General features: G+C 46.7%; 7 protein-coding genes and 1 pseudogene. 5 read left to right on the top strand and 3 right to left on the bottom strand.

Translation table 11 applies throughout. From position 1 onward, the window contains the following. Window positions 1-132 precede the first annotated feature (132 nt). From ABUE30_RS15535 to ABUE30_RS15515, 5 genes and pseudogenes are all read left to right on the top strand, one after another. A complete protein-coding gene (locus ABUE30_RS15535; RefSeq protein ID WP_408624750.1) occupies window positions 133-1,722 on the top strand; it encodes a methyl-accepting chemotaxis protein in 1,590 nt (529 codons plus the stop codon). A gap of 131 nt (window positions 1,723-1,853) precedes the next feature. Next, window positions 1,854-2,117 (top strand): annotated as a pseudogene (locus ABUE30_RS15530) (transposase); the annotation flags it as partial. A 1,160-nt stretch (window positions 2,118-3,277) separates the two neighbouring features. Then, window positions 3,278-5,770, top strand: a complete 2,493-nt coding sequence (locus ABUE30_RS15525) for a plasma-membrane proton-efflux P-type ATPase (RefSeq protein ID WP_408624749.1) — start codon at window positions 3,278-3,280, stop codon at window positions 5,768-5,770. An 847-nt stretch (window positions 5,771-6,617) separates the two neighbouring features. Beyond that, complete coding sequence (locus ABUE30_RS15520) at window positions 6,618-7,481, top strand: ADP-polyphosphate phosphotransferase (protein ID WP_408624748.1); 864 nt, start codon at window positions 6,618-6,620, stop codon at window positions 7,479-7,481. Between the two features lie 641 nt (window positions 7,482-8,122). Next, window positions 8,123-9,340 carry an MFS transporter gene (locus tag ABUE30_RS15515; RefSeq protein ID WP_408624747.1) on the top strand — a complete coding sequence of 406 codons (1,218 nt, stop codon included), beginning with the start codon at window positions 8,123-8,125 and terminating at the stop codon, window positions 9,338-9,340. A 48-nt stretch (window positions 9,341-9,388) separates the two neighbouring features. Here the strand turns inward: ABUE30_RS15515 and ABUE30_RS15510 are convergent, their stop codons facing one another. The 3 genes from ABUE30_RS15510 to srmB form a co-directional block, all read right to left on the bottom strand. Next, window positions 9,389-9,781, bottom strand: a complete 393-nt coding sequence (locus ABUE30_RS15510) for a cytochrome b562 (protein WP_408624746.1) — start codon at window positions 9,779-9,781, stop codon at window positions 9,389-9,391. Window positions 9,782-9,914: 133 nt separating this feature from the next. Beyond that, window positions 9,915-11,315 carry a uracil-xanthine permease family protein gene (locus ABUE30_RS15505; protein WP_408624745.1) on the bottom strand — a complete coding sequence of 467 codons (1,401 nt, stop codon included), beginning with the start codon at window positions 11,313-11,315 and terminating at the stop codon, window positions 9,915-9,917. 243 nt (window positions 11,316-11,558) lie between these two features. After that, window positions 11,559-12,800, bottom strand: coding sequence for an ATP-dependent RNA helicase SrmB (gene srmB, locus ABUE30_RS15500; RefSeq protein ID WP_408624744.1), 1,242 nt, complete (start codon window positions 12,798-12,800; stop codon window positions 11,559-11,561). Window positions 12,801-13,554: the final 754 nt, after the last annotated feature.

Genomic DNA, 13,554 nt, shown 5'->3' with positions numbered 1-13,554 from the left:
TTTTAGCGAAGCCAATTATAAACGCTTTACCATGTTGCTCAAAAATCTATCACGAAAGATCAAAACACCCTAGACACCTTTTGATAATCGACTATCTTTGAATATAGAACTCATCATTTTTTGGGATAAAAAATGTCGATAAAGTTGAAGATTTATTTGGGAATATGCTTATTTGTTATGATCGTTTTAACTAGCTCTATTATTGGCATTTTGTCGATAAAAAAACTGGATACAGAGATAAAATTCATCACAGGGAATGCTTGGAATGCTGCCGATGGGGCCATGGAAGGGACAATTGGCATACAAGCACAAATCATTGCTCTTGATCGGTATCTATTTAATGAAGCCACTCTCGATCAAACCAAAAACAAAATCACAGAGACCAATGAGTTTACTCAAGAAGCCCTCAATAGAATGAAAGCGTCTGGTTTAATGAGTCCAGACAACCTACAAACGCTAGATAGCAATTTGACAAAATTCGATGCATTAAAGTCACAGATTTTGTCTGGTGATAAAAATGACTTATCAAGAACCATTACAAACTTTGACAAGCAGGTAGAGACTTTGCTCGGCTTAATTGAAAAGCTCGAAAAGGTGGGAGATAGTCAGGTTGAAAAGCGTGCAGCAAGCCTAGACACCGTCATTCATAATGTGGATCTGAATAACTACATCAGCCTGGCCATCATATTAGTCATCTCCGCGATTATCGCTTTTGCGGCAAAGCGCCTGATTATTCGACCTTTGCGCCAAATGGTCACGTTATTAGAAGATCTTAATAGTACGGACGGCAATTTAACCACTCGTCTAAACAGTACAGGAAAAGACGAAATGGCGGAAGTGGCTAAACACTTAAATAGGTTTATCGATCTAGTACACTCCATTATTAAGCAAGTGTCTACAACCATCTCATCAACGCAAAATCTCGCAGAGCAAATCGATAACACACTACAACAAGTAGACCGCTTATCCACACATCAGCAGCAAAGTACAAATGAGATATCCAATGCAGTCAATGCGATGACACATAGCCTAGGTGAAGTCTCTGCTGATGCTAATAAATGTGGTGAAATGGCAGTAGAAGCCAATAGCAGTTCAAACAAGGGGCAAACAAATCTTTCCCAAACGCTACGATCGCTTCATTCGGTTGTTGAGGAGATGGAAAAAGCCTCTTCTGTGGTATCGACTCTCGAAAATGACGGACAGAACATTGGTAAAGTGCTGAATGTCATCCGCGAAATCGCAGAACAAACTAATTTGTTAGCACTGAACGCAGCAATTGAGGCTGCCCGCGCAGGGGAAACAGGTCGAGGCTTTGCTGTTGTGGCGGACGAAGTTCGCAGTCTTGCCAACCGCACCCATAAATCCACCCTCGAAATAGAAACTGTCGTGGAGCGTATCCAAAAAGGATCCACCGATGCGGCACAGGTCATGCGTTCATCACAAAAGCTGACCGACAGTGTCGCAGCACAAGCACAAGAGACCATCGAGATGTTCAATACCATCATCGGATCAATCAATACACTCAGTCAAACAAACCAGCAAATTTCGCAATTAATCCAAGAGCAAAACCAGAACGCGGCCGATATTTCGGAGCAAGTTGGCGATGTGACGTCGATTGCGGCTTCTAATGTAGAGTACACGCATAAAGCCGTGGAGATCAAAAAGCAGCTGATTACAGACATTGACCAACTCAGCAGATTAGTGGGTCGTTTCCGTATATAACGTCAATGGTTCCGACGGTTCCGCAGCTTGCCTCTGACACTCATGGAGTAAGGAGGGGATGTTACACTTGACGTGGTTTAATTGATACGACTAACCCAGTTAAGACATAATTGATTTAACTGGAGATTCAAATGAACACACGTAAATCCTATTCAAAAGAATTCCAGCTTGATGCCATGGCACTGGTAAGAGAGCAAAATTACAGTATTGCTGAAGCTGCTAGAAATTTAGAGGTCACACCTCAGCTACTCGGCCGCTGGATAAAAGAAGCAGAAAATGATGATGGTCATGCATTTCGAGGCAATGGCAAGCTGACACCTGAGCAGGAAGAGATCCACAAGCTAAAAGCACAAGTAAAGCACTCAGAAATGGAGCGTGAAATACTAAAAAAAGCGACTGTAGATTCAAGTAATCAGAATCTGTTACAGACTCCATTCATATCTTGATTACCAAAGTCCCAATGAATTTGAGCGTATGGGTAAGCTATTAAAAGAAGTCGCTTAACGAACTTAACTAGGGTGACCGAATTCAGTTGACCAGGTCAGCTGCCCAGAGATGACTACTTGTTCTTTTCTTTTCGTTTCGTTTTGTAACTTTGCCTCATTTATATTGTGATTATAAGGCTTAATTAGTCTCCAAATTCACCGTACTACTACGGTACTGAACGACGACTCGGTAAGCTGGCGTGAGCTGAAGAAGCTCGGAGTCAGCCCCAAAACACGATCAAAAAGATTGGCGTGGCCGGAGTCGCCAATGAGAATAGGTTTACGATGAACTCAATCATCACCGTATTCACGATCCGTATCTTATAACAACTGCGCGCTCCGGTTCCCTAGATGCAAGCGCCAAAACGGCTGGGAGTGTGCGTGCGCTACCGAACGGAATAAATCAGCATCAGGGCGTAGGGTGAACTTCGGCCGAGTTTTATCGATGGGGTGTTGCGTGGGGCGTGACTAAAGCTGTCTGGCGCACAATCGGAAACCCGATTCAAACCGGAATCATCACGATGAATTCAAGCACACAGAAACTCAACACGGTTGTCGTAATGTTTAGTTACTCATGCATGCCGAACTGGCCGTTAAGAAATTGTAGAAGGCTAGCTTCGACATGAAACAGCTTTCTATCGCCGGGCGCGACTATCACATGCAGGAGCACGTTATCGGCTATTACAACATCGGTGATCGCATGAAGTAGCGGGGCAAGATGGATGGGTTCTGAGGTGGCATGTTCGGTTTTTTTCTGGATCCCAGGCGTGAGATCGCTCTTGAGGCTTATCTATTTATTTCTCGGTCATGCACGCAAAGCAGAACAGCGAATAGCCGAGGCGATTAAGCGCGTTGTCTTTTTATTTTTTGAACGCCTCGCTGATCGTGGTTTGCCAAGGAGAAGGATGCTTGTTTCGTAGCATGAACGATCTGGAGAATTACACCATCCGCGTGACCGGCACCACCATTGGTCACGCTCCGAATTCATACCGCGAGGACATGGGCATCAGGACAAATTTCCTGCAACTCACGAAATCTGAAGTCTCGCAACGACAGAAGGAATATCCCTTATGAAACCTGATACCGATCAGTCCAAGGCGCACGATGCGAGGGACAATCTGAAATCCCTGCCTCTGTCGGAACTGCAAGAAAAACTGGGGTCGTCACCGGACGGCCTTAGTCAGGCTGAGTCACAGAAACGGCTGGCCCAATATGGACCGAATGAACTTACTGAAAAGAAGACGAACCTTCTCCTGAAATTTCTCTCCTATTTCTGGGGGCCGATCCCGTGGATGATCGAGATTGCGGTGATCCTCTCGGGTGTGGTCCAGCACTGGCCGGATTTTTTTATCATCCTCTTTTTACTTGTGGCCAACGCCGTAGTCGGTTTCTGGGAGGAACATGAAGCAAGCAACGCTATCGAGGCCCTGAAAGCCAAGCTAGCGGTCAAGGCCTGCGTCCTTCGTGATGGGAAGTGGATCAATCCGTCGTCACGTGAGTTGGTGCCAGGCGATGTCATCCGTTTGCGGCTAGGCGACATCGTGCCAGCGGATGCGCGTTTGCTCGGCGACGACCCCATGTCGGTCGATCAGTCCGCGCTAACCGGCGAGTCCTTGCCGGCCGAACTCAAACTGGGCGATGCGGTGTTTTCCGGCTCTATCATCCGCCGAGGTGAAACCACCGCGATGGTCTATGCCACTGGGGCGAACACCTACTTCGGCAAGACGGCGGAACTGGTGCAGGACGCGAACACCGTTAGCCATTTTCAAAAAGCAGTGTTGAAGATTGGTAACTACCTGATCATGCTTGCGGTGACGCTGGTGGCTACGATTGTTGCCGTCGCGACTTACCGGGGCGACCCAATCCTCACCACCTTGCAGTTTGCCCTAGTGCTGACTGTAGCGGCGATTCCGGTGGCGATGCCCACCGTATTGTCGGTCACGATGGCGGTCGGTGCGCGTCTGCTTGCCAAGAAGCAAGCCATCGTCAGCCGTCTGGTTGCCATTGAGGAACTGGCCGGCGTGGACATACTCTGTGCGGACAAGACCGGCACTCTGACTCAGAACAAACTCACCCTAGGCGATCCATTCAGCGTGAACAGTATCTCCGCCGAGCAGGTCATCCTCGACGCCGCGCTGGCGTCGCGCGAGGACGACAAGGACACCATTGACCTGGCTGTGCTGGGCGGCCTGAAAGATAACAAGGCTCTGAAGGGCTACCAGGTGTTGCATTTCCAGCCGTTCGACCCAGTGCACAAGCGCACCGAAGCGACGATTAAGGGCGAGGACGGAAAGCAATTCAAGGTGACTAAGGGCGCGCCGCAAGTGATCTTGGCACTGGCGGCCAATGCCGGTGAAGTTAAGTCCTCCGTCGACAAGGCGGTCAATGACTTTGCGTCGAGTGGTTTTCGTTCGCTAGGCGTCGCTCGAGCAGATGAGGACGGCAAGTGGATGTTGGTCGGCGTGTTGCCTTTGTTTGATCCGCCGCGGGAAGATGCTAAGGCAACCATCGCGACAGCGCTGGCGATGGGCGTGAAGGTCAAGATGGTGACAGGTGACGCACTGGCTATCGCTAAGGAGACCGCCAAGAAGCTGGATATGGGCGCAAATATCCTTGATGCGGCCAGCTTGGGTGACTCGAAGAAAGAGGAGACCGAAGAGGTGGCCGAGTCGATCGAGGAGTCCGACGGTTTTGCTCAGGTGTTTCCCGAACACAAGTTTCACGTCGTGGATGTGCTGCAAAAACGTGGTCACATTGTCGGCATGACCGGCGATGGGGTGAACGATGCCCCCGCGTTGAAGAAGGCCGACTGTGGCATCGCAGTGTCAGGCGCGACTGACGCCGCGCGCGCAGCGTCGGATATCGTCCTGATGACGCCTGGCCTGTCGGTGATCATCGACGCAATCAAGGAGAGCCGGAAGATTTTCCAGCGCATGAACAGCTATGCGATCTACCGCATTGCTGAAACGCTGCGGGTGCTATTGTTCATGACGATCTCAATCCTGATCTTCAACTTCTATCCATTGACAGCGGTGATGATCGTGATGCTCGCCTTGCTCAATGATGGCGCCATTCTGTCCATCTCCTATGATAACGTGCATTACAAGGATCAACCCGAGTCCTGGAATATGCGCATGGTGCTAGGGATCGCCACGGTGCTGGGCCTGGTCGGTCCCATCGCTGCGTTTGGCTTGTTTTTCCTCGGTAGTCAGGTCTATCACCTCGATCATGCTCATCTCCAGACAATGATGTATCTAATGCTGTCGGTGGCGGGAACGCTGACGATATTCCAGACCCGCACGCGCGGCCCTTTCTGGTCGATACGTCCCGCGCGGATTTTGTGGTTGGCCGTGACTGGCGCGCAGCTTACGTCGACGCTGGTAGCGGTTTACGGACTGTTCATGACACCTCTGGGCTGGAAATGGGCCGGGTTCGTGTGGGGTTACGCACTGCTGTGGTTCCTCCTGACCGACCCCGTGAAACTGCTCGCCTATCACATTCTTGATCCAGTCAAAGCGAAAACCAAGCCTGCCTCCAAAGTCGAGGACAGACCTGAAGCCTGACGCCAAAGCTGAACCAAAATCTTAAGTCCAAGCTGCGGTTGACGCCGGCCGAACTCAAAACAACGTCGGCTCTGGAACCGCAGATCGCTACACTGGCCTTTGAGCTCTATGAGAAACCGGATCGACCGGAGGGGCAATCAGTAAAAGCTATCTGATGAATACTGCGGATAGTTAATTATTCGTTGTGAATATTCGAATTGAATTTTAGCGGCTAAATTTCTATCAGCCCTAAGCGTCGTGCAACAGCAACTCTTCACAAATGGTTGTTGTGCACACGAGTTACATCGGTGTATGACCTTGAATAATAAATGATATCGGCTTGCGGCTGGACGTTGCTGTATGGGTGGAGCTTCGCTGTGATATGGCTGAATGCTAAGCTTGGGCAAAGCTGAACTAAAATGGCGCCGAGAAGCCAAAAAACAAGAAAAATTTTAACCATAGTATAGATAAGAGTATTGAAAAGTGATTGTGCTCTAACATGTTGTAACTAAATGATATTTTAGTCTTATCGATATTCGGGTGGAATCACACCTTAGTGAGCTGGCTAATCTGTATTTTAAGTCCGTATTTTTGCGGACTTTTTTGTCTGTGTGTCGGTGTTGTCTAGCCGCATCGAGAACTTTTTGAATCAATTGAGTCGATAGATGTGGGCTATGAACAAATGGGTGACCAACCTTCACACAAAGACAACGGAGGCTGCTTAACCTCTATTTTGGGCTCATTTCAACAGTATAAATAATGATCAGTCAAAAGGAAGTGTTAGAGTGAGAGTTTAATGAGCCTTTCGTTTCTAGGAACAACTCGAATCGAATGAGGCTATCAATCATAAGTACACAACGGAGATGTTATGAAAATAGATCCCAATGATTACCGTGTTCAGGCCGACGAGAAAGTTGACTTAGCTCAGCGTCCGACCAAGGTTGAACCTGTTTATGACTGTAAAAAAGAGTACAAAAAGATGCTTAAGGCGTTTGTTAATGAACTGCACGATTTGCAGCATTTACACTACGCCTCGAATCATCAGGCCGTATTATTAATCTTTCAAGGTATGGATACTGCTGGTAAGGACGGGGCGATTCGTCATGTTATGTCGGGTGTTAATCCACAGGGTTGTCAGGTCTTTAGTTTTAAACAACCGAGTACTGAGGAATTAGAGCACGACTTTTTGTGGCGTACCATCAAGTGTTTGCCTGAGCGGGGACGGATCGGTATTTTTAATCGTTCTTATTATGAGGAAGTGCTGGTCGTTCGGGTTCACCCAGAGTTGCTTCAAGCGCAAGGGTTTTCCGATGAAGCGATCGCCGATCACGCCATCTGGGGAGAGCGTTTCAAATCTATCACGGAGCTGGAAACTCATCTACACAACAATGGGACGAGGGTGATCAAGTTCTTCCTACATTTATCTAAAAAAGAACAACGCGAGCGCTTTCTTGATCGCATTGATGAACCCGAGAAAAATTGGAAATTCACGCTCGCCGACATCCAAGAGCGCTCACATTGGGACGATTATATGCGTGCCTATGAGTCATGTCTCAGTGCTACCAGTACACAGCAATCACCATGGTTTGTCATTCCGGCCGATGATAAAAAAAATGCCAGGTTGATCATCTCTCAGATCGTTGTCGATGCGTTGAACGATCTTAATATGAGCTACCCGAAAGTTAGCGCCGAGCGGCACAAGGAATTATTAAAGCTGCGCAAACAACTCTAATTCTGCGTACCGTGTGATTTGCACTCTCTCTTGAGTTGGCTGACCCAGATTGGAAATATCTATTCAATAAGCTAGGGGGTTCCGTCGCGAGGTGTCCGATTAAGCGTGTTTGGATTTGCCGTTTTTTAAGCGTATCGCTCGTTTGGACTGGCGTCAGCCTTGATGCAATATCGTCACCAATGATTCTGTGTCGTGTATCTGCTCTAGTTGTGAGCTCAAAGCGATTAGCATGAATGTCATATAGTGCAGTAATACGCATGCGCTTCAATCTTTTTCAAGCTCATTCAAGCAATGAAGTAACTAGGTTTCATTCTCCCTATTGGATCAACCCATCATATAGACATTTCATATTCAATCGTTGTTGGTATCGGGCTGTACTTTTATTGAATTTCCCTACAATAGACTTAAAACTCATTTTGCTGCCTGCGTGACACCACCCGAATCAATTAAATTGTGATAAACCCGCCACTTTTTTTGCAATATCCAGTGCATTATATTTACAAAATGTAAACACATATGATTATTGGTGTTTACATTTTTTATGGTTTTCACCATAACTACTTCCCACAATTATTACCGCTATCAGCATGTTTCTGAAAGAAATTGTTGGTTACTTCACTTTTTTTGAAGAAGGGTTTTTTATGAGTAATTGGACTTCAAAGCAGCGCCATGTGGCATTTGCTAGTTTTGCTAGCTGGACACTTGATGCATTTGATTTTTTTATTTTAGTATTTGTATTAAGTGACTTGGCCGCTAATTTTCATACCACAATTACAGAAGTGTCTGTAGCGATCATGTTGACGTTAGCTGTGAGGCCGATAGGGGCATTGATCTTTGGGCGACTCGCTGAAAAATATGGGCGACGGCCGATTTTGATGAGTAATATTGTATTGTTTTCACTGTTTGAGCTTTTATCGGCTTGGTCTCCGACATTAACAGCCTTTATGATTTTTCGCGTGATGTATGGCATTGCCATGGGGGGTGTTTGGGGCGTCGCGTCGGCATTGGCGATGGAGAGTATTCCTGATCGCTCACGTGGCTTTATGTCGGGTATTTTTCAGGCGGGTTATCCGGCAGGCTATCTATTAGCCTCGATCATCTTCGGTCTATTCTATCTGACTGTTGGCTGGAAAGGCATGTTCTTAATCGGTGCGCTTCCTATCGTATTGTTGCCTTATATCTATTACAAAGTACCCGAGTCGCCCGTCTGGTTAGAGGCTAAAGCGCACCACCAATCAGGGGCACTGTTGTCGACCATTGTTTCGCACTGGAAGGTGTGTCTATTTATGGTGGGGTTAATGACATGTTTTAATTTCTTTAGCCATGGCACGCAAGATCTCTATCCGACTTTCTTAAAAGTGCAACATCATATGTCCCCACACACAGTAAGTATCATTGCAATCTGCTACAACATAGCGGCCATTTTGGGGGGTATTTTATTTGGGACCTTATCTGAAAAAATTGGTCGTAAGAAAGCGATCATGAGTGCCGCTTTATTGGCTTTGCCTGTTATCCCTTTATGGGCGTTTTCGTCCGGTTCATGGAGTATCGGTATTGGCTCTTTCTTAATGCAGTTTATGGTACAAGGGGCATGGGGTGTTGTGCCAACCTATTTGAACGAATTAGTACCAGCTAATGTACGAGCTGTATTGCCCAGTTTTGTTTATCAAACGGGGAACTTATTGGCATCGGTCAATGCAACGTTGCAATCACATATCGCAGCAGCACATGGTGGAAACTATGGTGTGGCAATGGCTATGGTGGCGGGCACGATGGCAATATTGATCGCAGGATTTGTCGCGTTTGGTCATGAGACTCGCGGGGTGAATATGTCAGCTGGCGCTGAGCAATCTGTTTAGATAAATAAAAAGCCTGCGTTTAACTTCGCAGGCTTTTGAAATAGAGTATTAAATACCCAATTTGCGGTGGTACGTGTTCCGAATAGGCGCTATTTTTTTGGCCGCTTCTTTGGCTTTATTCAGTTGTCCCATTTTAACGTAGGACTGTGCTAATTCAATCTGTTTAAGGAGTTTATCAATCCCATCACGGTACGTTTGACGCATTGGATCATCAGCGGGTTTATTTCGCAAAAAATCAGGTACCCCAGCTTGAGCTTTTAGTGCTGCGTCATGCAATGATGATAAGTCTTTTCCGAGTGATTTAAGCGTTTCATCTTGCATCACTGCTCGATAACTTCTAGCCATTTCATGCATGGAAGCACCAACACTTTGCGCTGCAAATGCTGGCAGAGCGACACAAGAACTACATAATATTAACAGCGGTATTAGTTTTTTTACCATAATTTATCCTTAGTTTTAATCACTTGCCCAGTTAATACTTTAGAACGGAGTCGGTATAAAATAAATCAAAATTGTGTATCGGTTATGAACAAACTTGCTCGTTGCGCCCTGTTTCTTGGTGCACACATTCGCGTTAGTCGACGACGTTATCATTAGCGACGCTTGTAACTGGTTTATTTACGTGGGTTTCAGGTAGCACGATATTCAAAATAATTGCTGCCATGCCGCCTGTTGCAATCCCAGATGAAAGTAAATTTTTGACAAATTCAGGCATGAATTTTAAGAGATCAGGTTGCTGTGTGACACCCAGTCCCATGGAAAAGGAGATGGCCATAATCAACACCGCTCGGCGATCAATGTTAACCCGCGAAATAATACGAATACCCGCACCTGCAATCGTGCCAAACATCACCAATGTTGCTCCACCAAGAACCGGTTCAGGGATCAACTGGACAAAAGCTGCAACGCTTGGGAAAAGGCCAAGAAGTACCAGCATCGCAGAAATAAAGTAACCTACGTAGCGACTGGCAACACCCGTTAGCATAATAATGCCGTTGTTTTGGCTAAAGGTTGAATTGGGAAAACTATTAAACAATGCTGCAATAGCTGAGTTCAGGCCATCGGCTAATACACCGCCTTTAATACGCCGGATATAAACAGGCCCTTTGACAGGTTCCCCAGACACTTCAGATGTTGCGGTAATATCGCCGATCGCTTCGAGTGCGGTGACAAAGAAGATCAAAACCAGCGGAATAAATAAGCTGCTATCAAAACCAATGCCAAACTGCATTGGAATTGGCAATGCCACTAGATCATGATGCCCAAATTGGCTGGTATGTATGAGCCCCATCGCATAGGCAACGACATAACCGACTACCATAGCAATGACAATGGAAGCGACGCGCAGGTAGGGGTTACTGGAGCGGTTAAATAGGACAATTAAGCCAATCACAATGCCTGCTAGACCAAGATTTTGTAAGCTCCCAAAGGTACCCGCATGCATGGCGGCATATCCACCCCCGATTGAGACCAAGCCGACTTGAATTAGCGTGAGGCCAATTAATGTGACGACAATTCCTGAAACTAAAGGCGTGATAATGCGCTGCGCATATTCGAGGATGCGGGAGAGGAAAATTTCTGCCAATGAGGCTAGCATAATCGTGCCAAAAATCGCCGCCATCATGGTCGAAATATCAGCGCCGCCCGCTTTCAGGGACATGCCCGCACCAATAATGGGGCCGACAAAATTAAAACTTGTGCCTTGAATGGATAATAATCCTGAACCAATTGGCCCGATGGTACGGATCTGGATAAACGAACAAATACCAGAAGCAAACAATGACATGCTAATAATGGTGCTCGTTTGGGCTTCGGGAACCCCAAGAGAATGGCAGATGATTAAAGAGGGGGTAATGACTGCCACAAACATTGCGAGTAAATGTTGCATTGCAGCAAATAGGGTTTGAGGTAGCGGCGGGCGCTCGTTTAAATGATATACCAAATCCGTTGATGGTGCCGGTTCACGGGTGTTCATAATATGTTTATGTCCTTTAAGCTGCCTGTTGTTCGCTGACTGGGAACAAACAAAGCTGAACCTGTACATGCTCTGTGATTGCTGTTAATCAGAACAGGTTCAAGATTGGTCAATCTGGACGATGCCAGAGCGATAAAAGAAGGGGGCGATTATAGAATGTTTTATCGTTTGACAACAATCTCTATTAGAAGGTTTTTGGGGGTAAAATGTACCCCCACGATAGCACTGCAGACAAATCAAACGTTATTTAGTTTTTTTCGTGGAGAGCTTTTTTTGTTTTACGCTTGATGGTTTGCCCTTCTTGGTTTTCACTTTCGGTTTTTTTTGTAATTTGGTCGGGACTTTATGCTGAGGGCGAAGGCTGTCGATCACTCTGCGTTTTACCGGAGTCTGGGTGTAGCGCTCTATTTTGCCAAGCATCGCCAAGTCGTGAGCTTCCACTAAACTGATAGCACATCCTTTTTTACCAGCTCGGGCCGTGCGACCAATGCGGTGAACATATACATCTGCTCCGCGTGGCATATCAAAGTTAAATACATGGCTAATATCGGGGACATCAATCCCGCGGGAGGCAACATCAGTGGCGAGTAGAACTTTGACCTGACCATTTTTAAAGCGATCTAATGCAGCGTTGCGTCGCCCTTGTGACATTTCACCACGCAGGTAGGCGGCTTGGATCCCTTGGCTTTGTAGATAAGCCACCAGTTCATCGAGGCGGTCGCGCGTTTTAACGAAGACAATGGCGCGGGTAACATCCTCATGGTTAAGGTGATAACACAGAATATCGCGCTTATGGCTGAGGCTATCACAGTGGTAATAGTACTCCATAATTTTGCCACGCTCGCGCCGTGATGGTGAGACTTCAACTAATTGAGCATCCCGCATTACTTCAGCGGCAAATTGCTCGAGCCGTTCACCTTCTAAAGTGGCAGAGAACAGAGCGGTGCGTTGGCGCGCGGTTAACTCTTTGGCGATACGCTGCATCTCGCTGATAAAGCCCATGTCTAGCATGCGATCCGCTTCATCGAGGATCAACCATTCTATCGCTTGGCAATCAAACACTTCAGCGTCGATATAATCGAGCAGCCGCCCAGGGGTTGCGACAACGATATCACAGCCTTGGCGCAGCTGTTCAGCATGTTCGCTATGATGAACACCACCAGTGATATCGATTACTTGATGAGAACTATGTTGAGCGAGTAGACGGGCTTGTTCGGCTACCTGCAACGCCAATTCTCGGGTCGGGGTTAGCACCATTACGCGAGCTGGCCCTTTACCGCGCCGAGGAAAATCGAGCAAGTGTTGGAATGCGGGAAGTAAGTAAGCCAGAGTTTTCCCCGTACCTGTCGGTGCTGATGCAAGAACGTCTAATCCCTCAAGCAATTTGGGAATGACTTCTTGTTGGATCAAGGTTGGACGGGTCAAACCTTGCTGCTCTAAACTGCTAAGGAGTCGGTCATCTAGCTCTAACTGATCAAATGTCATGCAATCTCTATCATAAATTAGGATGTTGATGGGAAGGGCATGGCCAGCATGTCCTTGATGATGGCTATATTATAGTCTTCGGCGCCGATAGTGAATCATATTCAGACTGTTCTCTATGTTGATTGTGGTTCAGCGTCATTGATGTGGCCTATTGCACTCGTTATTTATTGTCAAATGGGAAACAATATGGCGGCCATCGAAAACCGTAGACGTGGGCGTCAGCTCTCTCGGTACTTAAATGCAGCTATCGAGTGATGCAGCTGTCGTTAATCACGTCGTTAAACGCATTATAATGAAATTTAATGACAAAAGTGACTGTTCCTATGTTGGGGAGCGATAAAAATTATTAGCTGTCCTTTGACCCATGTCAGTCATCGTTTAGCACTTGTTGAGCGACTGAATAGATTGAGCCAACATAAGAGACATTTTTATCTGATGGCGTTGGATATTGATGTTTTAAACGTGTGAATGATAGCTATGGACATCATACGGGCGATCTCGACAGTGGATTGGTAGCTGCATCGCAGCGATTGTCGGTTCGCAGAATGTCTACCGCAAGGTGGTGAAGAATTTTGTGTGATATTAGGTAAATAGCTCTTATCCGGCGGCGACCCAGGCTGCTCATGCGATCCGTTCAACGATTGCAGCGCAGCGATTTAATGTCCAAAATGTTGGACTTAATGTCTCGGTGAGTATTGGCTTAACATAATATACACATAGTATTGAAGAGATATTGAACCAGGCCGAACAGGAT

This window comes from Celerinatantimonas yamalensis (assembly GCF_046054155.1).
In the GTDB taxonomy this organism is placed as follows: Bacteria; Pseudomonadota; Gammaproteobacteria; order Enterobacterales; family Celerinatantimonadaceae; genus Celerinatantimonas; species Celerinatantimonas yamalensis.
This window is presented reverse-complemented; position numbering and strand designations above follow the sequence as displayed.

Excerpts from the sequence above, each read along its gene's own strand:
- ABUE30_RS15535 (WP_408624750.1), top strand. The coding sequence starts at position 133 with ATGTCGATAAAGTTGAAGATTTATTTGGGAATATGCTTATTTGTTATG.
- ABUE30_RS15525 (WP_408624749.1), top strand. The coding sequence starts at position 3,278 with ATGAAACCTGATACCGATCAGTCCAAGGCGCACGATGCGAGGGACAAT.
- ABUE30_RS15520 (WP_408624748.1), top strand. The coding sequence starts at position 6,618 with ATGAAAATAGATCCCAATGATTACCGTGTTCAGGCCGACGAGAAAGTT.
- ABUE30_RS15515 (WP_408624747.1), top strand. The coding sequence starts at position 8,123 with ATGAGTAATTGGACTTCAAAGCAGCGCCATGTGGCATTTGCTAGTTTT.
- ABUE30_RS15510 (WP_408624746.1), bottom strand. The coding sequence starts at position 9,781 with ATGGTAAAAAAACTAATACCGCTGTTAATATTATGTAGTTCTTGTGTC.
- ABUE30_RS15505 (WP_408624745.1), bottom strand. The coding sequence starts at position 11,315 with ATGAACACCCGTGAACCGGCACCATCAACGGATTTGGTATATCATTTA.
- srmB (WP_408624744.1), bottom strand. The coding sequence starts at position 12,800 with ATGACATTTGATCAGTTAGAGCTAGATGACCGACTCCTTAGCAGTTTA.